The following is a 19,137-nucleotide window of genomic DNA, read 5'->3' as shown; positions in this document are numbered from 1 at the left end:
GACTCAGCAGAGCGAGGGCACGATGGCATCGACGGTTCCTTCCGCGCCGGGGCAGGGCGCGGCGCCGGTCACTCAACGCACGCACCCCGACGGGCGGGTGTCGCTCGTCGAGGGGGTGACCCTGGACGATCCGCGGTTCGCCAACAGCGACCTGCTGCCGGTGCCGATGGAGCGCCGCACCTGGGGCGTCTACAACTACACGGCGCTGTGGATCGGCATGGCCCACAACATCCCGTCCTGGACGCTCGCCTCCGGGCTCGTCGCGCTCGGCATGGACTGGAAGCAGGCGGTCCTCGTCATCGCGCTCGCCAACGTGATCGTGCTGCTGCCGATGCTGCTCACCGGGCACGCGGGACCGAAGTATGGCATTCCGTTCCCGGTCGTCGTGCGCGCCTCGTTCGGGCTGCGGGGCGCCAATCTGCCCGCGCTGCTTCGCGCCGCCGTGGCCTGCTGCTGGTTCGGCATCCAGACGTGGATCGGCGGGCAGGGCATCTTCCTGCTGCTCGGCAAGGTGTTCGGCGGCTGGACCACGGCCACGGAGATCGGCGGCCATCCGTGGACGCTGTGGCTCTGCTTCGTGATCTTCTGGGTGCTCGAACTGGCCATCATCTACCGGGGGATGCAGACCCTGCGGCGGTTCGAGAACTGGGCGGCGCCGTTCGTCCTGGTCGGCGCCGTGGTGCTGCTCGTGTGGATCACGGTGAAGGCCGGCGGCTTCGGGCCGCTGCTCGACCAGCCGTCGAAGCTGGGCTGGGGCGCGGACTTCTGGCCGGTGTTCTTTCCCGCTCTGATGGGGATGATCGGCTTCTGGTCGACGCTGTCCCTGAACATCCCCGACTTCACCCGCTTCGGCAAGGGCCAACGGGCGCAGGTCTGGGGCCAGTCGCTCGGCCTGCCGACGACGATGACGGCGTTCGCGCTGCTCTCCGTCCTCGTCACGTCCGGCTCGCAGGTCGTGTACGGGGCGCCGGTCTGGGACCCGGTGCAGCTCGCGGCGAAGACCGACAACGTCTTCGGGCTGCTCTTCGCCCTGGTGACGGTCCTGATCGCGACGATCTCCGTGAACATCGCGGCGAACGTGGTGTCACCCGCGTACGACCTGTCGAATCTGCTGCCGAAGGTCGTGAACTTCCGTACGGGGGCGGTCGTCACGGGCGTCGTCGGGGTCCTCGTGATGCCGTGGAAGCTGACCGAGACGCCCGAGTTGTACATCTTCACGTGGCTCGGCGTGGTCGGCGGGCTGCTCGGCACGGTGGCGGGCGTGATGATCGCGGACTACTGGATCGTCCGCCGTACGGCCCTCGATCTGGCCGGGCTCTACGACCGGCACGGCCCGTACTGGTACACGGGCGGCTGGAACTGGCGGGCGCTGTTCGCCTTCGGTGTGGGCGGGCTCCTCGCCGTGGGCGGTTCGCACTCCGCCCCCGGCAAGGGCCCGTTCCCCGCGGACGGCCTGATTCCGGTGCTGCGGCCGCTGGCCGACTACGGGTGGGCGGTCGGCCTGGTGACGGCACTCGTGCTGTACGCCGCCACCAGCCGACGGCCGGCCAGGCACGGCAGACGGCGACGGTCGTGATGACCTCCGCCGTCTCCTCGTAGGCCGCCAACAACTCACGGCATGCCCCTCGCCTCCCACATGACACACGCCGAACTGACCGTCACCCGCAGCTCCGGGGTGCGAGACCGCGAGGCGAGGTCTGCGAATCTTCGTGACCGAGGGAGTCACTCTCGGAGTACGGTCCGCCTGCTCGGTTGTCGCGCCACGGAACCGTACTGGCCCAAGCCCCGCCCCCCGGAACCGCGAAAGTCGGATGCGGCGTCCACTCCAGTCGTAGATCATGAACAGCGCCCGCAGCTCCCCGAGTTGGAGCTGTTCTTGGCCACCGTCGCCCAACCCCTTCCAGGAGCTGATCCGCCCGTGCAGGCTGCCGTCGCCGTGAACCCGGCCCAGGTGCCAGAGCTGTTGCTCGGCCTGGCCACCGTCCGCCCCGTGTTCCTCTGGGGCGCACCCGGCATCGGGAAGTCCTCGCTGGTACGGCAGTTCGCCGATTCGCTCGGCCTGGAGTGCGTGAGCCTCCTCGGCACCCAGTTGGCCCCTGAGGACCTCATCGGCGTACCGCAGATCCGGGACGGCCGCTCGGTGTTCTGTCCGCCCGAGGTGATCGCCCGCGATGAGCCGTACTGTCTGTTCCTGGACGAGCTGAACGCGGCGACGCCCGATGTGCAGAAGGCGTTCTACTCGCTGATCCTGGACCGTCGTATCGGGAACTACGAACTCCCCAAGGGCAGCATCGTCATCGGCGCCGGCAACCGCTCCACCGACAACGCCCTCGCCCGCCCACTGGCCTCCGCTCTGGTCAACCGGCTCACCCACGTCCATCTCCAGGCGTCGCCCAAGGACTGGCTGAGCTGGGCGGCCGGGGCCGGCATCCACCCGTGGGTGACGGACTACCTGACCGACCGTCCGCACCATCTGTGGTCCAAGCCGCCGAAGACGGAGGAGCCGTTCTCCACCCCGCGCTCCTGGCACATGCTCTCGGACGCGATCCAGTCCTTCGGCCCGGCGTTGGACGAGGACACGCTCAAGGTGCTGGCCCATGGCACGCTCACCCCTTCCCATGCCTCGGCGTTCTGCGGTTACGTCAAGATCGTGCGCAGTGAGTTCGGCGTCGACGCGATCATCAAGGGCGACGTCCGATGGCCGAACCGAGTGCAGGACCGCGACCTGCTCTACTACCTCGCCGAGTCCTTCCGTGGCCGGCTGCTCAAGGAGCTTCCGGCAAACAAGGAGCACGCCTCGCCTTCCGTACGGCAGACCGCGTACCGGGCGCAAGCCCTGCTCGTGCAGCTCGCCGAGATATCGGTCGAGGTCGCCCAGACAGTGATCGCGGACGACGCAGACGGCAACCCGGTACTGCCCGCCTGGTTCCTGGTTGAGGCCGCCCGGGACATGCCCCGGCTGGTGGAGGCCCGCCGGTGAGCGGGCCCGCGCGCGGCAGGAGCCCACGACAGCAGCCGCCGCGTCCCAACCCCCTCATTGAGGCCAACTACCAGCGCGGCCTGGACATCGTCCGCCGTGACGCAGCCCTCAACTCGCTGGGCGCGCAGTTCTGCCGCAGCTTCTGCCGCGTCGCCCCGAAGGACGGCTGGGCTCTGGTGGAGTCGGACGGCTGCGTCCACGTGAATCCGAAGCGGCTGGCCGAACCCAACGAGTGGGCCTGGGTCCTTGCACACTGTCTGCTGCACCTGGGCTTCGGCCATGTGCCGGCGGCCCGGGGCACCCGGGTGCAGCCGGACCGTTACGAGCTGGCGGCCCGCTGCGTGGTGGTGAACCGTTTCCAGCAGTCGTTCCCGGTGGGCCGCCCGCCGTTCGAGCTTCCGGAGTCGTTCCCGGGCGGGGACGAGGAGCAGCTCGCTGAGCGTTTCCGCCGGGACGGCATCCCGGAGCGTTACGCGCACTGCGGGGCAGGCGGGCCCGAGCCTGACCAACGCCTTGAGCCCTGGCCGTACACCCGGGACCCCGAGGACTGGCAAGAGGTCTTCGCCCGTTCGCTGACGCGCAGGATCTCGACCGCGATGAACTCCGCCGGCCGCGGACCGGACGACTCCCCCAAGGGCCCATGGAACCGGGCACTCGACTGGTTCATCTCCTCGTATCCGCTCCTGGGCGGCATCGCCTCGGGGATGACTGTGATCGCGGACGCGGACCTGGCCCGCACCCACCAGATCTCGGTGGCCGCGGTGAACGCCGCCGTCGGCGAGATCTACATCAACCCCCAGCGCACGCACACCGAGGAGGAGTGGCGGTTCATCCTGGCGCACGAGATGCTGCACGCCGCCCTGCGTCACGCCGACCGTCGCGGCGCACGCGACCCGTACCTCTTCAACGTCGCCTGCGACTACGTCATCAACAGCTGGTTGGTGGAGATGAGCGTCGGCGAGATGCCGGAGGGTGTGCTCTACGACCCCGAGCTGGCCGGTCTGTCCGCCGAGGAGGTGTACGACCGGATCACCACCGACGCACGCCGCAAGCGCAGGCTCGCCACCCTGCGTGGCAAGGGCCGGGGTGACATCCTGAGCGCGCCACTGCCGCACTCCGGCGCGCCGACGGATTACGTCGACCTGGACGAGTTCTACCGTCGCGGTCTGCTCCAGGGCTTCGACCTGCACGACCGCAGGCGCGGGACGCTACCGGCCGGACTCGTGGAGGAGATCCAGGCGCTGGCCCATCCTCCGCTGCCCTGGGACGTGCGGCTTGCCCGCTGGTTCGACGAGTACGTGCCCCGTCCGGAGCCGCTGCGCAGCTTCGCCCGCCCCGCCCGCCGACAGGCGTCCACCCCCGAGATCCCGCGTGCAGGACGGTACTTCCCGCCCGACGAGCAGGAGCGCTGCACCTTCGGGGTGGTACTGGACACCTCCGGCTCCATGGATCGGCGGCTTCTCGGCAAGGCACTGGGCGCGATCGCCTCGTACGCCGAGTCACGTGACGTGCCGGCGGCCCGGGTGGTCTTCTGTGACGCGGCGCCCTTCGACGCGGGCTACCTTCCGGCCACCGAGATCGCGAACCGGGTGCGGGTGCGGGGCCGTGGCGGGACCGTGCTGCAACCAGGAGTGGAGCTGTTGCTCGCCGCCGAGGACTTCCCGCCGGGCGCTCCGGTGCTGCTGATCACCGACGGGGCGTGCGATGTTCTGCGGGTGCGACGTGAGCACGCCTTCCTGCTGCCGCGCGGGGCTCGTCTGCCGTTCACTCCGCGGGGACCGGTCTTCGAGATGTACTGAAGGGTGTTGCGGAACGCCGTGGTGAGGGCATTTCCCTTGTATGGGTGGGGCGTTGATGACCGTGCGGGACGTCTCGGCGTCCCCCCCGTGGTGACGATGCGCAGCGCGTTGAACGCCACGCAGGGGCGGTCTTCCCCGCAGACGGCCTGATCCCGGCGCTGCGGCAGACAGCGGCGGCCCGATGACCGCCGCTGTCTCCGCGTACCGGCACTGTCGCGTACCGGTGTTGCGTCAGCCCTGCTCGACCTCGGCAGCCGCCGACTCGGCCGCGGCCCGCCGTGCCCGGCTGCGGCCCATCGCCAGCCACGCGACGGCGAGGACGAGGAACCAGACCGGGGTCACGAGCAGCGCCTGCAGAGTGTCCGACTTCTGGGTGAACGCCCAGATCAGGAACGCGAAGAACGCGAACACGACGTAGCACATCGCGACGCCGCCGGGCATCTTGAACTTCGACGCCTCATGCAGGTGCGGGCGGCGCTTGCGGTACACGATGTAGCTGATCAGGATCATCGTCCAGATGAACATGAAGCACACCGACGAGATGGTCGTGACCAGCGTGAACGCCTCGATGATCGAGCCGCCGATCGCGACCATGACGACACCGCCGAGCAGGAACACCCCGGAGAGCAGCAGCGCGTTGACCGGGACCCGGCTTGAGCTCAGCCTGCCGAACGAGGCGGGTGCGTCGCCCTCGCGGGCCAGTCCGTAGACCATCCGGGACGTGGAGTAGATGCCGGAGTTGGCCGACGAGGTGGCGGAGGTGAGGACGACGAAGTTGATCACCGAGGCGGCGACGGCGAGCCCGGCGAGCGTGAACATCACGACGAACGGGCTCTTGTCGGCGCTGATCTGCCGCCAGGGCGTGACCGAGATGATCACGACGAGCGCGACGACGTAGAAGAGCATCACACGCACGGGGATCGAGTTGATGGCCTTGGGGAGGTTCTTCTCCGGGTCCTTGGTCTCGGCGGCGGTGGTGCCGACGAGCTCGATGCCGACGAAGGCGAACGTGGCGATCTGGAAGCCGGCCACGAATCCCATGGGACCGGTCGGGAAGAAGCCGCCGTCGTTCCAGAGGTTGGCGAAGCTCGCGGTGGCGCCGCTGGTGGACTCGAAGCCCTTGAACACCATGACGAGGCCGACGACGATCAGCGCGACGATCGCGACGATCTTGATCAGCGCGAACCAGAACTCGGTCTCACCGAACGCCTTCACCGTGGGCAGGTTGAGCCCGATGAGCACCACGACCGCGGCGAGCGCGGGGATCCACAGCGGGGCGTCGTCCCACCAGAACGCGACATATCCGGAAATGGCGACGACGTCGGCGATACCGGTGACGATCCAGCAGAACCAGTACGTCCAGCCGGTGAAGAAGCCCGCGCAGGGACCGAGGAGGTCGGAGGCGAAGTCGGCGAAGGACTTGTAGCGCAGGTCGGACAGGAGCAGTTCGCCCATGGCGCGCATGACGAAGAACAGCATCGCGCCGATGATCATGTAGACGAAGATCACCGAGGGGCCGGCGAGCGCGATCGTCTTGCCGGAGCCCATGAACAGGCCGGTACCGATCGCACCGCCGATCGCGATGAGCTGGATGTGCCGGTTGGACAACTGCCGGTCGAGCTGCGGCCCTTCGCCGGAGGACGGCGGGGCGCCCTTCGTACCGGGAGCTCCGGGACTGCCGCCGGACACCGCCGTCATGGCGGTGGAGCCGGATTCGCTGCTGTCGTGCATGGACGAACCTCACTGATCTCGCACGCGTGCGGGCGCGCGCACCGTACACACTCGCTTCAAGGGGGAGTTCGGCCCGCTCAGGGCAGGCCTTGAGACCCACACGGGGGCCGAGCCCCGCACGGGGGCCGAGGCCCGTCAGGGGGCCGGGAGAAAGCAGGAGATCAGCCCGCCGCCGGGCGGGCAGGCGGTGGCCACGGCTCGGGCATGGGAACAGCCATCAGAGGGCTCCTCGCAGGTCGAGCACGGGCCGGATACCCGTGCTGCGAAGTGAGCCTCCCCCTCTGTCATATGGCCTGAGAGCTTCGCGGTTCCGACACCGCTTGCACCGTGGGCGAGACGCCGCAGCGCCTGCTTTCCAGAGTTGCCTGACCGCGCGGTAGGGATGCCTGAGAGTTTCCGGGGAGGTGTTGCTCCTTCGGCGCCCGGGGCTGGCTGCCCCGGTGCTCTCCCGCTGCGGGGTAAACGGCAAGTTGCGGCGAGGCTAGGCTGAGTCCACCCCGGAAATCAAGGGGTCCATGGGAGTTCGGAGAAATACCTGTAGAGGGCATACTTGCAGGTCTCAGCCCCGCAGCGCGGGAATCACCGCGCTGCCGTACCCGTCGATGACCCGCTCCCGGGCGTCGTGCATGGCGTAGACGGCGAACTGGTCGACCCCGAGCGCCTGCAGCTCCCGCATCCTCGCGACCTGCTGCTCCACCGTCCCGATCACGCAGAAGCGGTCCACGATCTCGTCCGGTACGAAGGCGGTGTCGGGGTTGTCGGCGCGCCCGTGGTGGGAGTAGTCGTACCCCTCGCGGGCCTTGATGTAGTCGGTGAGCGCCTCGGGCACCAGGTCCGAGTGGGCGCCGTACTTGGCGACCAGGTCGGCCACGTGGTTGCCGACCATGCCGCCGAACCAGCGGCACTGCTCGCGGGCGTGCGCGAGGGCGTCCGGTGAGTCGTCCTCCGTGAGGTAGGCGGGGGCGGCGACGCAGATGCTGACCTCGCGGGGGTCCCTCCCCGCGCCCGCCGCCGCCTCCCGCACGGCCTTCACCATGGTCTCCGTCAGATACGGGTCGGCGAGCTGCAGGATGAACCCGTCGGCCTCCTCCCCCGCCATCCTGAGCGCCTTGGGCCCGTACGCCGCCATCCACACGGGCAGCCGCGCGTCCGCCCCGGTCCAGGGGAAGCGGACCGTGGTGCCGTCGCCCAGGTCCGCCTCCTGGCCCGAGGCGAGGGCGCGGATCACCTTCATCGCGGCGCTGACCCGGGCCAGGGTGTTCGGCGGCCGGCCTGCGACCCGCATGGCGCTGTCGCCGCGCCCGATCCCGCAGACCGTGCGGTTGCCGTACATGTCGTTGAGCGTGGCGAAGGTGGACGCGGTCACCTCCCAAGTGCGGGTGCCCGGGTTGGTGACCATCGGGCCGACGATCAGGCGCCGGGTGTTGGCCAGGATCTGGCTGTAGATCACGAAGGGCTCCTGCCAGAGCACGGCGGAGTCGAACGTCCAGCCGTAGCGGAAGCCGTTGCGCTCGGCGCGCTTCATGAGGCTGATGACCTGCGCGGCCGGCGGGTCGGTCTGCAGGACGAGTCCAAAGTCCATGCACGGGCTCCTAGTCGTTCAGATACTGGCAGGTACCGCGGGGCGTGTAGACGCCGTGCCCCGCTCGGCCTGTGAACTTCCGCTGGTCGACGACCACTTCGCCGCGCGAGAGGACGGTCTCCACCTGGCCTCGGACGCGCTTGCCCTCGTACGCGGAGTAGTCGACGTTCATGTGGTGCGTCTCGGCGGACAGGGTCTGCTCGGCGTGCGGGTCGTAGACGACCACGTCCGCGTCGGCGCCCGGGGCGAGCGTGCCCTTCTTGCCGTACAGGCCGAACATCCGGGCCGGGGCCGCGCAGGCGATGTCGATCCAGCGGCGGCGGGTGATGTGGCCGTCGACGACGGCCTGGTGGAGGAGGTCCATGCGGTTCTCCACCCCGGGAAGGCCGTTGGGGATCTTCGAGAAGTCGCCGCGGCCCAGCTCCTTCTGGCCGACGAAGCAGAACGGGCAGTGGTCCGTGGACACCACCTGCAAGTCGTCGGTGCGCAGCCCGCGCCACAGGGCCGCCTGGTGTTCGCGCGGGCGCAGCGGGGTCGAGCAGACGTACTTGGCGCCGTGGAAGTCCGGCTCGGCGAGGTTGTCGGTGGACAGGAACAGGTACTGCGGGCACGTCTCGCCGAAGACCGGCAGGCCCTTGTCGCGGGCGGCGGCGAGCTCGGCGACGGCCTCCTCGGCGGAGACGTGCACGACGTAGAGAGGGGCTCCTGCGACGCGGGCGAGCTGGATGGCGCGGTGGGTCGCCTCCGCCTCCAGGAGGACCTTGCGGACCTCTCCGTGGTAGCGGGGGTCGGTCTCGCCGCGCTGGAGGGCCTGTTCGACGAGGACGTCGATGGCGATGCCGTTCTCAGCGTGCATCATGATCAGCCCGCCGTTGCCGGCGGCGCGCTGCATGGCGCGCAGGATCTGGCCGTCGTCGCTGTAGAAGACGCCGGGGTAGGCCATGAAGAGCTTGAAGCTCGTGATGCCCTCCTCGACGAGCCGGTCCATCTCCTTGAGGGTTCTGTCGTTGACGTCGGAGAGGATCATGTGGAAGGCGTAGTCGATGGCGCACTGGCCGTCGGCCTTCGCGTACCAGGCGTCCAGGCCCTCGCGCAGGGCGCGGCCCTGGCTCTGCACGGCGAAGTCCACGATCGTGGTGGTGCCGCCCCAGGCCGCGGCGCGGGTGCCCGTCTCGAAGGTGTCGGAGGCGAAGGTTCCGCCGAAGGGCAGCTCCATGTGCGTGTGGGCGTCGACGCCGCCCGGGATGACGTACTTGTCGGTGGCGTCGATGATGCGGTCGGCGGTCCAGGACGCGGCCTGTTCGCTGCCGTGGGCGGCGAGGGCGGCGATCCGGCCGTCCTCGATCAGGACGTCGGCATGGGTCTCGTCGGCGGCGGTGATGACCAGTCCGCCGCGGATCAGGGTGCGGGTGCTCATGGCTTCCCCTCACATGGGATCTCGTACGGGGGTGGGCGACGGCGAGGGACGGGCGGCTGAACTACAGCCCGCGCAGAGCCTGTTCGAGTACGGCGGCGCCCTCCTCCGCCTCGGCGACCGTGAGGGAGAGCGGCGGGGCGATCCGCAGCACGCTGGTGTTGTGGCCGCCGCCCTTGCCGATGAGGAGTCCGGCCTCGCGGGCCGCCTCCAGGACGGCGGACGCGGCGTCCGGGTCGGCCTCGTCGGTGCCGGGCCTGGCCAGCTCGATCCCGATCATCAGGCCGCGCCCGCGCACTTCGCGTACGTGCGGGGCGCTCGCGCCGACCGCCCGCAGCCGCTCAAGGAGCAGCCCGCCGACCCGGCGTGCGTTGCCCTGCAGATCGTGCTCCAGGAGGTACGTGAGGTTGGCGAGGCCCGCCGCCATCGTGACCGGGGAGCCGCCGAAGGTGGAGATGGAGTTGGCGTCGAGGCAGTTCATGACCTCGGCGCGGGCGACGACGCCGCCGATGGACATGCCGTTGCCGATGCCCTTGGCGAAGGTGAGGATGTCCGGCGGCCCGTGCTGTCCGTGCGCCTGCCAGCCCCAGAAGTGCTCGCCGGTACGGCCCCAGCCGGTCTGCACCTCGTCGGCGATCCACAGGATGCCGCGGTCGGCGAGGACTTGGCGGAACGCCGCGTAAAGACCGTCGGGCGGGGAGGTGAAGCCGCCGACGCCCTGGATGGGTTCGGCGATCAGGGCGGCGACGCCGCGGGTCTGGCCGAGCATGTCCTCCAGGTCGGCCACGCAGGCGTCGGTGAACTCGGCGTCGGACAGGGCCGCGTACGGCCCGCGACTGCGGACACCGCCGTGGACGTAGAGGGTCTGCAGCGGCGAGAGGCTCGTGGGTGACCAGCCGCGGTTGCCGGTGATGGAGACGGCCGAGAAGGAGCGGCCGTGGTAGCTGTTGCGCATCGCCAGGATCTGGTTGGAGCGGTTGTACGTGGTGGCGAGCAGCAGGGCCGCGTCGTTGGCCTCGGTGCCGGAGGTGGTGAAGAAGACGCGGGCGTCCGGGATGCCGGACAACTGGGCGATCCGCTCGGCGAGTTCGACCATCGGGCGGTCGAGGTAGAGCGTCGAGGAGTGGATGATCCGGGCGGCCTGGTCGCTCACCGCCTTGGTGACCTCGGGCAGGGCGTGCGCGGTCATGGTGGTGAGGATGCCGCCGAAGAAGTCGAGGTACTTGTTGCCCTCGGCGTCCCACACGTGCCGGCCCTCGCCGTGCGTGAGCTCGATCGGGTCCTCGTAGTAGAGCGCGAGCCAGTCGGGCAGGACGGCGCGGTGCCGCTGGTAGAGGTCGGTCACGGCTGCACCAGCCCGTCGTACGCGTCGGGGCGGCGGTCGCGGTAGAACGCCCACTGGGTGCGGACCTCGTCGATGAGGTCGAAGTCCAGGTCCCGCACGACGAGTTCCTCGGTCTTGTCGCTCGCGGTCTCGCCGACCGTCCGGCCGCGCGGGTCGACGAAGTAGCTGGTGCCGTAGAAGTCGTTGTCGCCGTACTCCTCCTGGCCGACGCGGTTGATCGCGGCGATGAAGTACTCGTTGGCGACGGCGGCGGCGGGCTGCTCCAGCTGCCACAGGTACGCGGAGAGCCCGCGCGAGGTGGCCGACGGGTTGAAGACCAACTGGGCTCCGTTCAGGCCGAGTTGGCGCCAGCCCTCCGGGAAGTGCCGGTCGTAGCAGATGTAGACGCCGACCTTGCCGACGGCGGTGTCGAACACCGGCCAGCCCAGGTTTCCCGGTTTGAAGTAGTACTTCTCCCAGAAGCCCTTGACCTGCGGGATGTGGTGCTTGCGGTACTTGCCGAGATAGCTGCCGTCGGCGTCGATCACGGCGGCGGTGTTGAAGTAGAAGCCGGCCTGCTCGACCTCGAAGACCGGGACCACGATCACCATGCCGGTCTCACGCGCGAGGTCCTGCATGCGCCGCACCGTCGGTCCGTCCGGCACGGGCTCCGCCCAGCGGTAGTGCTCGGCCTCCTGGACCTGGCAGAAGTAGGGGGCGTTGAAGACTTCCTGGAACCCGATGACCTTCGCCCCCTGACGGGCGGCCTCCCGGGCGTGCTCCTCGTGTTTGGCGATCATGGATTCGGTGTCTCCCGTCCAGGTCGCCTGGACGAGGGCCGCGCGTACGACGTTCACCATGAGCTGCTCCTTCGACGCGACGCCGACAACTCCACCGGCCGCTGCGCCTCTACGCCTTCTACGCCCGTAGATCCTGGCCGTGGAGAGATGAACGTAAGCCGCGTCACAGCCCGGGGCAAGACCATCGTCGTGAACCGGCGGAGTCGATCAGATTTCGGCACTCGTGCGGGTGAAGTGATCACACGCGACATCTCGCCGCACGGCCGTCCCCCGGCCGCTCCCGCCTCCGCGCACGTCAGACGGCGATACCCGCCACCCGCAGCGCGTGCACCACGTCCCACTCCCGCTCCGGCGAGACCGCCCGCGCCGCCTCCAGGACCGGGGGCGCGAGGCGTGCCGGGTCGTGCAGCACGAACCGCGCCGCCTCCTGCGGCGCGCGCACCCGTACGTACGCGTCGAGCAGCGCCGCGACCTCCCGCTCCCGGCCGGCGTCCCGCAGGGCGAGCACCGCGTCGGCGATCTCCGGTGCCGGGCGGGCCACGCCCTGCCTGAGCAGCTGGGCGCCGTCGTCGGCGCGGCCCGCGGCGGCGAGGGCGTCGGCCGCCGCGACGAGCCGCTCCACGGGCAGCGAGGCGCTCTCCCACAGCAGCGTCACCCAGTCGGCGCCGAGCCCCGCGTACTCCAACTCCCGCGCCAGCAGCGGCAGTCGGGGCGCAGGCCAGAGCACGGCCTCGCAGAGCAGCGCGTACGCCTCGCCCGTGCGCCCTTCGGCGCGCAGCCGGACCAGCTCGCGCACGGCCTGGACGGCGGCGTCCTCGGCGGCGGCGTCCTCGGCGGCGGGGTCCGGCTCGCGCACCGGCTGCGGCTCGGCTCCTCGTACGGGACCGGCGCCACCCGCGAACCGAGCGCCCCGCGGCCCCTCCGGAGCACCGACCGCCCCGGGCATCACGTCCGGTACGGGCGCGACCTCGTCCGCGGCGGAGCCCTCGTCCGCCTCGACCCACCCGTACCGGGCCCCGCGCGGCCGCTTCCTCCGGTCGGCCGTACGCGGCGGAAGCACCCGGTCCCGCTCGGCCTTCTCGTCCAACTCGGCGATCCGGGCGCGGAGTTCCTCGCTCCGGGCCCTCGCGCGCTCCTGGTCGTCGCGGGCCCAGGCGAGGTCGAGCTGGATACGGTCGGCCTCGTGCGGTGTGGGCGCCTCGGAGAGCTGCGCGGTGAGGTGGTCCTGGCGGTCGATCGCGTAACGCTCCTCGCCGAGCATCAGGTCGAGCCGTTCGGCGAGGAGTCGGCGGCTGCCGGGCCTGGTGTCGTGGGCGGCGAGGGCGGCGCGGTGCAGCGGGCGGGCGAGGTCGGCCTCGCGTTCGGCGGCCGGGATTCCGCGGTCGGCGGCGAGGTCGTGCAGGAGCGCCTGGACGACATCCCACGGCGGTACCTCCTGGCCGTCGAGGCAGGCGGTCATGCCCTCGGGGTCGCGCTGCCAGAACACCCCGCACCAGCCCGCCTGTTGGTCGAGCCGGGACAGCAGACCCTCGAAGTACGCGGCGAACTCCCCTTCGACTCGGGGGAGTTGATGCCGTTCCATACCGCTCGCCCCCGTCGCGTAGAAGCGGACCCTTCCGGTCCGCCCATCCGGCACGCATTGCACACCCCGCGTGTTACGGGGCGGCTACGGGCAGTTTTCCACCGGGCACGTTCGGAAGGGCCTAGGCCCTGTCTTCAATCTCCCGTCGTCGCCCGAAGGGCGGCCCCGCGGCGTCAGGTGCGTGCTCTCGGCGTGCCGGGCGCAGGCCCTCGTAGCGGAGCTACTTGGGTCTTCGCCCGGTGCGGCGAGTGGGGGTCCCCCCGGCCGGAGGCTGGGGGAGCGTGCATGGCGTCGCGGGGCTGGGGGCACCTCCCAGCGGTAGCTGGGGGAGGGAGATTGAAGACAGGGCCTACGGGACGTCGGCGCTCTTCGCGGAGCCGCCGAGGGTCACGGCGATCCCGGTGTGCGGGCGCTTGCCGAGGCGTACGAGGGTGGCGGGCAGGTCCAGGAGCCAGTACTGCAGGCGGTACTTGCGGCCGAGGAGCTTGCGCAGGCGCGGCATCTCGTCGGCGTAGAGGAAGCGCGCCGTGCCGTCGACGGCGGGCGCGTCCTCCGCGACCCGCCCGCGTACGTCACAGGGCGCCACGCGCACGGCCTTGTCCCGGCGCAGCCGCTTGACCTTCCACGAGTCGCTCCGCGTCCACACCCACAGCTCGTCCCCGGACCGCACGACCCACACGGGCGTCGCGACACCGACCCCGTTCCGGCGGTACGTGGTGAGGCTGATGTAGCGGACGCGGCCGAGGTGTTCGGCGTTCATGGGGGTCATGCGGGGAGCTTAGGACGTGTCTGCCGGACGCCTCCTAGGAGGTGCCTGGGCCGCCCGCGTGGGTGAGGGTCTCCCAGGCGACGAAGAGGTCGTCGGTGCCGGCGGGGCGGGTGCGGCTCGCGAGGCGTTCGGTGTGGGGGACGGGCACATGGAGCCGGTTCTTGAGGTGGTTGAGGACCACTTCGAGGTCGGGGCCGAGGGTCAGCTCGGGCTTACCGCCGCACAGCCACGTCGGCACCTCGCCGCCGAGCTGGTACTCGGCGTGCAACTCCGTTGCCGCGCGCAGCCGTTCCCGTACCTCCCCGTAGAGGTCCACGCCCTGGTGGTGCGCGGTCTCAGCGGTGTGCGCGGTGGCGGCGATGGCGTACCCGACGTGCTGGAAGTTGCGGCAGGACTCCTGGCCGAGGCCGTCGACGAAGCGCTGCTGCCCGAACCAGTAGTCGCGGATCTTGTCCGGGGTGTCGGCGGTGCCGCCGGGCGGGGCGAGCGGCAGCGGCCCGTCGGAGCGCAGATAGAAGTACGCGGGCACGCGCGCCCGGAACCGCGCGAGGGCACGGTCGAACACCTTGCGGTCGTCGAGGAACACACCGATGGCGAGGGCCGCGTCGGTCATGGTGAGGTCCCAGTTGCCGTTGTAGTCGGCGACCTTGGCGTCGAACTCGCCGAGGTAGGCGTTGCGGAGCATGTCCGAGAAGCGCGCGACCCGCCCCTTCGGCCAGCCGTCGTACGTGTGCCGCACGATCTCCGCGGCCCGCGCCCAGGTGGACCCGGCCCAGGCGGCCTGCAGCCCGGCGTTGCCCTCGGTGTGGTCGCGAAGGACCTTCGACCAGGCGTCCATGATCTGCACGGCCTTCTCGGCGTGCGCCCGCTTCCCGGTGGCCGACCAGAGCAGCGCCTGGGTGTAGGCGGCGACGGCGTCCTCGCGCTCGGCGGTGCAGGCGGGCGGGTTCTTGTACGGCTTGCAGGCGACGACGGCTACGGGACGCGGGCGGTACGCGGCTTGGGCGTACCGGCTCGCGTTCATCGCGCGGTAGGCCGAGGCCCAGGGTTCGGCGCCGGACTCCACGTGGGCGCGGAGCGCTTCGAGCTGTGCGCGGTCGAGGAGGACGCCGGGGTGGGTGAAGGCGCGGGGTGCGTCCGGTCGCGGCGCGGACGCGGCCACGGCGTGCGGGGCGGCGGCGAGGGCTGCGACGAGGGTGACGCAGGCGGCGAGCCCACGGCGTGCGGGGCGTACGCGGCGTGCGGGGCGTACGCGGCGCGCAGGGCGCGGTCGGGTGGCCATACGAGCAGGGTGCACCGGCGTGTCACGCCCCGCGCGATGTGTTGCTCCGCGCGATGCGTCGCCCCGCGCGATGTGTTGCCCGGCCGCGCTGCGGCTCCCGTGGCGGGCGGGGCTCAGGCTGGAACGGGTGCGCAGCGCGTCAGGACCTCGTCGAGGGAGAGGCCGAGGGCGCCGGCGAGTGCGGCGACGGTGAAGAACGCCGGGGTGGGCGCGCGGCCCGTCTCGATCTTCCGCAGCGTCTCGGCGGAGAGCCCGGCGTTGGCCGCGACCTCGGTCATGCTCCGCTCGCCGCGCGCCTCGCGCAGCAACCGGCCGAGCCGCTCGCCGCGTTCGCGCTCTTCGGGGGTGAGGGGGGTGCGCACCATGCGGCCAGTCTACAGCGGCGGCCCATTCTTATACCGGTACAGTAATGACGGTATAGAAATACCGGTATAGTAATTGGCATGGTGGAACTGAAGACGGACGCGTCCCTGGACGCGATGCGGGAAGCGGGCCGAGTCGTGGCCCAGGCACTGACGGCGGTACGGGAGGCGGCGGACGTCGGCGTCCGGCTCGTCGACCTCGACCGGGTGGCGCGCGAGGTGCTGCGGGAGGCGGGCGCGGACTCCCCGTTCCTCGGGTACCGGCCGGGCTTCGCCCCGACCCCGTTCCCGGCGACCCTGTGCGTCTCGGTGAACGACGCGATCGTGCACGGCATCCCGGACGGGTACCGGCTGCGCGACGGCGACCTGGTCTCCGCCGACTTCGGCGCCCGGCTCGGCGGCTGGGTCGGCGACTCGGCGGTCAGCTTCACCGTGGGCAGGGCGCGCCCGGCCGACACCCGGCTCGTGGAGACGGCCTTCGCGGCCCTCGACGCGGGCATCGCCGCCGCCGTTGTCGGCAACCGCATCGGCGACATCGCCCACGCGATCGGCACGGTCTGCCGCACGGCGGGTTACGGCATCCCCGACGGCTTCGGCGGCCACGGCATCGGCCGCCGGATGCACGAGGACCCGGGCGTACCGAACGAGGGCCGTCCCGGACGCGGGATGCCGCTGCGGCACGGCATGGTCCTGGCGATCGAGCCGATGCTGACCGCCGGCGGCAAGGACGACTACTACGCGGACCGGGACGGGTGGACGCTCCGCACCTGCGACGGGAGCCGGGCGGCGCATGCGGAGCACACCGTGGCCATTACAGAGGAGGGGCCCCGGGTGCTTACGGTGTTGTGAGCTTGTGGCCGTCCGACCCGCGCTGTCGACTCGGGCGCCGTCGATCGCCCTGCGGGCTCGTCCTCAAGCGCCGGACGGGCTGATTTTGCTATCCGGACGGGCTGATTTTGCTCTTGGGGCCCGCTCACCCCGCCAGGAACTCCCCCGCCAACCGCGCCCCCTCCCGCTCCGCATCCGCCCTGCTCTCGATCCGGCCCACCTGCGACCCCTGGAAGAAGATGTACGTGACGCCCCGCGCCGCCCCGCCCCGCACCGGGTGCGGGTCGATGCCGAGGGCGCGGGCCGTGGCGTACGAGGCCTCGCCGATCAGGTCGGTCGAGCCGGTGTCGCCGACGACCGCGTACTGCACCTTGCCGCGGTGGACGATCGCGGCGAGCCCACCGCCCCAGACCTTGGCCTCGCGGTGGTTCCACAGCTTGCTCGCGCCCGGCACCACGACGTACGGCAGCTTCGCCGAGTCGAGGTGCCGGCCGCGTGAGTCCTGGAAGGCCGTCGTGGGCTGGAAGTAGGGGTCCGTGCGCTTGTTGCAGACGCGGCTGGGGCGGCCGTCGCAGTCGATGTCCAGGTCGGCCTTCCAGTGGACGACGCCCTTGCCGCCGCAGACGGGGATGTCCGCGGGCGTCCCGTCGTCCGTACGGAACCTGCCCTTCGAGAGCTGCTCGCAGCCCTGGACCCTGGCGAGGAGCGCGGCCGCCACCGCTCCCCCGTCCCCCTCGGCCCGCGCGGGCGGGGCCGCGAGCGTGGCGAGGAGCACGGGAGCGAGGGCGGCCGGAACCAGGAAGGACTTCGGCACGGACTTCAGCGCACGCACGGGGACCCCTAGAAGTTGATCAAGAGCTCGGGTGCACCACCCTGGCCGAGCCCCCACCCCTTCGCACCTTTTCCGCCGCCGCGAGCCAGCGCCCGTCGGGCAGCCGCTGCACTCCGGTGGCCGCGCCGATCTCCGGGTTCTCCTTGAAGGCGTGTCCGAGGGACTCCAGCTTCTTCCTCAACTCGCTGTCGTACAGGCCCGGTTCGAGCTCGGTGGCGGCGGCGTTGCGCTGGCTGGCGCGCGGTGCGGCGATCGCGTCGACGAGCGGCAGGCCACGGTCGACCACTCCGGTGAGGGTCTGCAGGACGGTGGTGATGATGGTCGCGCCGCCGGGCGAGCCGAGCGCGAGCACCGGACGGCCGTCCTTCAGGACGATCGTCGGCGACATCGACGAGCGCGGCCGCTTGCTCGGCCCCGGCAGGTTCGGGTCGTGCACGTCCGGGCTCGCCGGGGCGAAGGAGAAGTCGGTCAGCTCGTTGTTGAGCAGGAAGCCGCGCCCCGGCACGGTGATGCCGCTGCCGCCGGTGGACTCGATGGTCAGGGTGTACGCGACGACGTTGCCCCACTGGTCGGAGGCCGTCAGATGCGTGGTGTTCTCGCCCTCGTACGTGGTCGGCGCGGCCTTGTCGCCGGTGCCGCACGGCTTCGGGTCGCGTGGGTCGCCGGGCGCGAGCGGGCTGGTGAGCGCCTTGTCGTCGCGGATCAGGCACTCGCGGGAGTCCGCGAAGCGCTGGCTGAGCAGCTCCTTCGTGGGGACGTCCTCGAACGCCGGGTCGCCCACCCAGCGCCCGCGGTCCGCGAAGGCGATCCGGCTGGCCTCGATGTACCGGTGCAGGTACTTCTCCTGACTGGCCTTCGACAGGTCGGTGCGCTCCAGGATGTTCAGCGCCTCGCCGACGGTTGTGCCGCCGGACGACGAGGGCGCCATCGAGTAGAGGTCGAGGCCCCGGTACTCGGACCGGCTCGGTGCCTGCCGCTTCACCGAGTACCCGGCGAGGTCCGCCGTCGTCAGATCACCGGAGCGGGCCTCGCGCCCGGAGTCCGGGTCGACCGGCGGATTGTTGACGGTCCGTACGACCTCCTCGGCGAGCTTGCCGTGGTAGATCGCGCGGCTGCCCTTGCGGCCCAACTCGGCGTACGTATCCGCCAGGTCGGGGTTCTTGAAGACCGAGCCGACGGCCGGGAGCTCGCCCCCGGGCAGGAACAGCTCGGCGGAGGCGGGGAAGTCGGCGAAGCGCTCCTCGTTGGCGGCGGTCTGCGCGCGGAACGTGTCGTCCACGACGAAGCCCTGGGCCGCCAACCGCTCGGCGGGCTTGAGGAGTTGGCGCAGCGAGCGGCTGCCCCAGGCGTCGAGGGCCGCGTCCCAGGTGGCGGGTGTGCCCGGCGTACCGACACTGAGGCCGCTGGTCATCGCGGCGTCGAAGGGCAGCGGCTTGCCGTCCTCGACGAACAGCTCGCTGTCCGCACTGGCCGGCGCCGTCTCCCGGCCGTCGACCGTGTGCACCTTGCCGGACTTCGCGTCGTAGTAGACGAAGTACCCGCCGCCGCCGATGCCCGCCGAGTACGGCTCGGTGACGCCGAGCGCGGCGGCCGTGGCGACGGCGGCGTCCACCGCGTTGCCGCCCTTGCGCAGCACCTCGATGCCCGCGGCGGAGGCATCCGGGTCGACGCTGGACACGGCCCCGCCGTACCCGACCGCGACCGGCGACTTCGGCGGTGGTGGCGTCGCACCCGGAGCCGCGGTCGACGAAGGGGGCGCGGCCGCCCCCACCGCCACCAAAGCGCCCGAAACGGCGAGCAGCGACAGATTCCGCGCAACTGGACGACGCATCCGTACCTCCGGTCAACGACT

General features: G+C 71.1%; 15 protein-coding genes and 2 riboswitches. Of the genes, 4 read left to right on the top strand and 11 right to left on the bottom strand.

Going from position 1 to position 19,137, the window contains the following annotated elements; translation table 11 throughout:
- Positions 1-22: 22 nt before the first annotated feature.
- The 3 genes from RCO28_RS24305 to RCO28_RS24295 all read left to right on the top strand — a co-directional run bounded on the left by RCO28_RS24305 (position 23) and on the right by RCO28_RS24295 (position 4,779).
- Positions 23-1,576 (top strand): NCS1 family nucleobase:cation symporter-1, encoded by a 1,554-nt coding sequence (locus RCO28_RS24305; RefSeq protein ID WP_308943372.1) that lies wholly within the window; start codon positions 23-25, stop codon positions 1,574-1,576.
- A gap of 342 nt (positions 1,577-1,918) precedes the next feature.
- Positions 1,919-2,980, top strand: coding sequence for a MoxR family ATPase (locus RCO28_RS24300; protein WP_308943371.1), 1,062 nt, complete (start codon positions 1,919-1,921; stop codon positions 2,978-2,980).
- A complete protein-coding gene (locus RCO28_RS24295; RefSeq protein WP_308943370.1) occupies positions 2,977-4,779 on the top strand; it encodes a hypothetical protein in 1,803 nt (600 codons plus the stop codon). The genes RCO28_RS24300 and RCO28_RS24295 overlap by 4 nt, the downstream gene beginning before the upstream one ends.
- A 231-nt stretch (positions 4,780-5,010) precedes the next feature.
- Here the strand turns inward: RCO28_RS24295 and cycA are convergent, their stop codons facing one another.
- The 9 genes from cycA to RCO28_RS24250 form a co-directional block, all read right to left on the bottom strand.
- Positions 5,011-6,510: a D-serine/D-alanine/glycine transporter gene (cycA, locus tag RCO28_RS24290; RefSeq protein WP_308943369.1), complete on the bottom strand. Its 1,500-nt coding sequence runs from the start codon at positions 6,508-6,510 to the stop codon at positions 5,011-5,013.
- Positions 6,511-6,784: 274 nt separating this feature from the next.
- A riboswitch (glycine riboswitch) is annotated at positions 6,785-6,874 on the bottom strand.
- Positions 6,875-6,972: riboswitch (glycine riboswitch) on the bottom strand.
- Positions 6,973-7,069: 97 nt separating this feature from the next.
- The gene (locus RCO28_RS24285; RefSeq protein ID WP_308943368.1) at positions 7,070-8,092 is read right to left on the bottom strand and encodes a TIGR03842 family LLM class F420-dependent oxidoreductase; all 1,023 of its coding nucleotides are present in this window, start codon (positions 8,090-8,092) and stop codon (positions 7,070-7,072) included.
- Between the two features lie 10 nt (positions 8,093-8,102).
- Complete coding sequence (gene hydA, locus RCO28_RS24280; protein WP_308943367.1) at positions 8,103-9,509, bottom strand: dihydropyrimidinase; 1,407 nt, start codon at positions 9,507-9,509, stop codon at positions 8,103-8,105.
- Between the two features lie 61 nt (positions 9,510-9,570).
- Positions 9,571-10,851: an aspartate aminotransferase family protein gene (locus RCO28_RS24275; RefSeq protein WP_308943366.1), complete on the bottom strand. Its 1,281-nt coding sequence runs from the start codon at positions 10,849-10,851 to the stop codon at positions 9,571-9,573.
- On the bottom strand, positions 10,848-11,690 hold the full coding sequence (locus RCO28_RS24270; RefSeq protein ID WP_308943365.1) for a nitrilase-related carbon-nitrogen hydrolase: 843 nt from the start codon (positions 11,688-11,690) through the stop codon (positions 10,848-10,850). Before RCO28_RS24270 ends, RCO28_RS24275 begins: the two co-directional genes overlap by 4 nt.
- 235 nt (positions 11,691-11,925) lie before the next feature.
- The gene (locus RCO28_RS24265; RefSeq protein ID WP_308943453.1) at positions 11,926-13,212 is read right to left on the bottom strand and encodes a hypothetical protein; all 1,287 of its coding nucleotides are present in this window, start codon (positions 13,210-13,212) and stop codon (positions 11,926-11,928) included.
- A 349-nt stretch (positions 13,213-13,561) separates the two neighbouring features.
- Positions 13,562-13,972: a PPOX class F420-dependent oxidoreductase gene (locus RCO28_RS24260; protein ID WP_308943452.1), complete on the bottom strand. Its 411-nt coding sequence runs from the start codon at positions 13,970-13,972 to the stop codon at positions 13,562-13,564.
- Between the two features lie 43 nt (positions 13,973-14,015).
- Positions 14,016-15,263: an alginate lyase family protein gene (locus RCO28_RS24255; RefSeq protein WP_308943364.1), complete on the bottom strand. Its 1,248-nt coding sequence runs from the start codon at positions 15,261-15,263 to the stop codon at positions 14,016-14,018.
- A 113-nt stretch (positions 15,264-15,376) separates the two neighbouring features.
- Positions 15,377-15,628 (bottom strand): helix-turn-helix transcriptional regulator, encoded by a 252-nt coding sequence (locus tag RCO28_RS24250; protein WP_308943363.1) that lies wholly within the window; start codon positions 15,626-15,628, stop codon positions 15,377-15,379.
- 78 nt (positions 15,629-15,706) lie between these two features.
- Between RCO28_RS24250 and map the strand changes: the two genes are divergently transcribed.
- Positions 15,707-16,474, top strand: coding sequence for a type I methionyl aminopeptidase (gene map, locus RCO28_RS24245; RefSeq protein WP_308943362.1), 768 nt, complete (start codon positions 15,707-15,709; stop codon positions 16,472-16,474).
- A gap of 124 nt (positions 16,475-16,598) precedes the next feature.
- Here map and RCO28_RS24240 read toward each other — a convergent pair whose 3' ends face one another.
- Entirely contained in the window at positions 16,599-17,285 is a 687-nt protein-coding gene (locus RCO28_RS24240) for a glycoside hydrolase family 75 protein (RefSeq protein WP_308943361.1), read from the bottom strand.
- A 19-nt stretch (positions 17,286-17,304) separates the two neighbouring features.
- On the bottom strand, positions 17,305-19,116 hold the full coding sequence (gene ggt / locus RCO28_RS24235; protein ID WP_308943360.1) for a gamma-glutamyltransferase: 1,812 nt from the start codon (positions 19,114-19,116) through the stop codon (positions 17,305-17,307).
- Positions 19,117-19,137 lie beyond the last annotated feature (21 nt).

This window comes from Streptomyces sp. LHD-70, from assembly GCF_031157275.1.
Taxonomy (GTDB): domain Bacteria; phylum Actinomycetota; class Actinomycetes; order Streptomycetales; family Streptomycetaceae; genus Streptomyces.
This window is presented reverse-complemented; position numbering and strand designations above follow the sequence as displayed.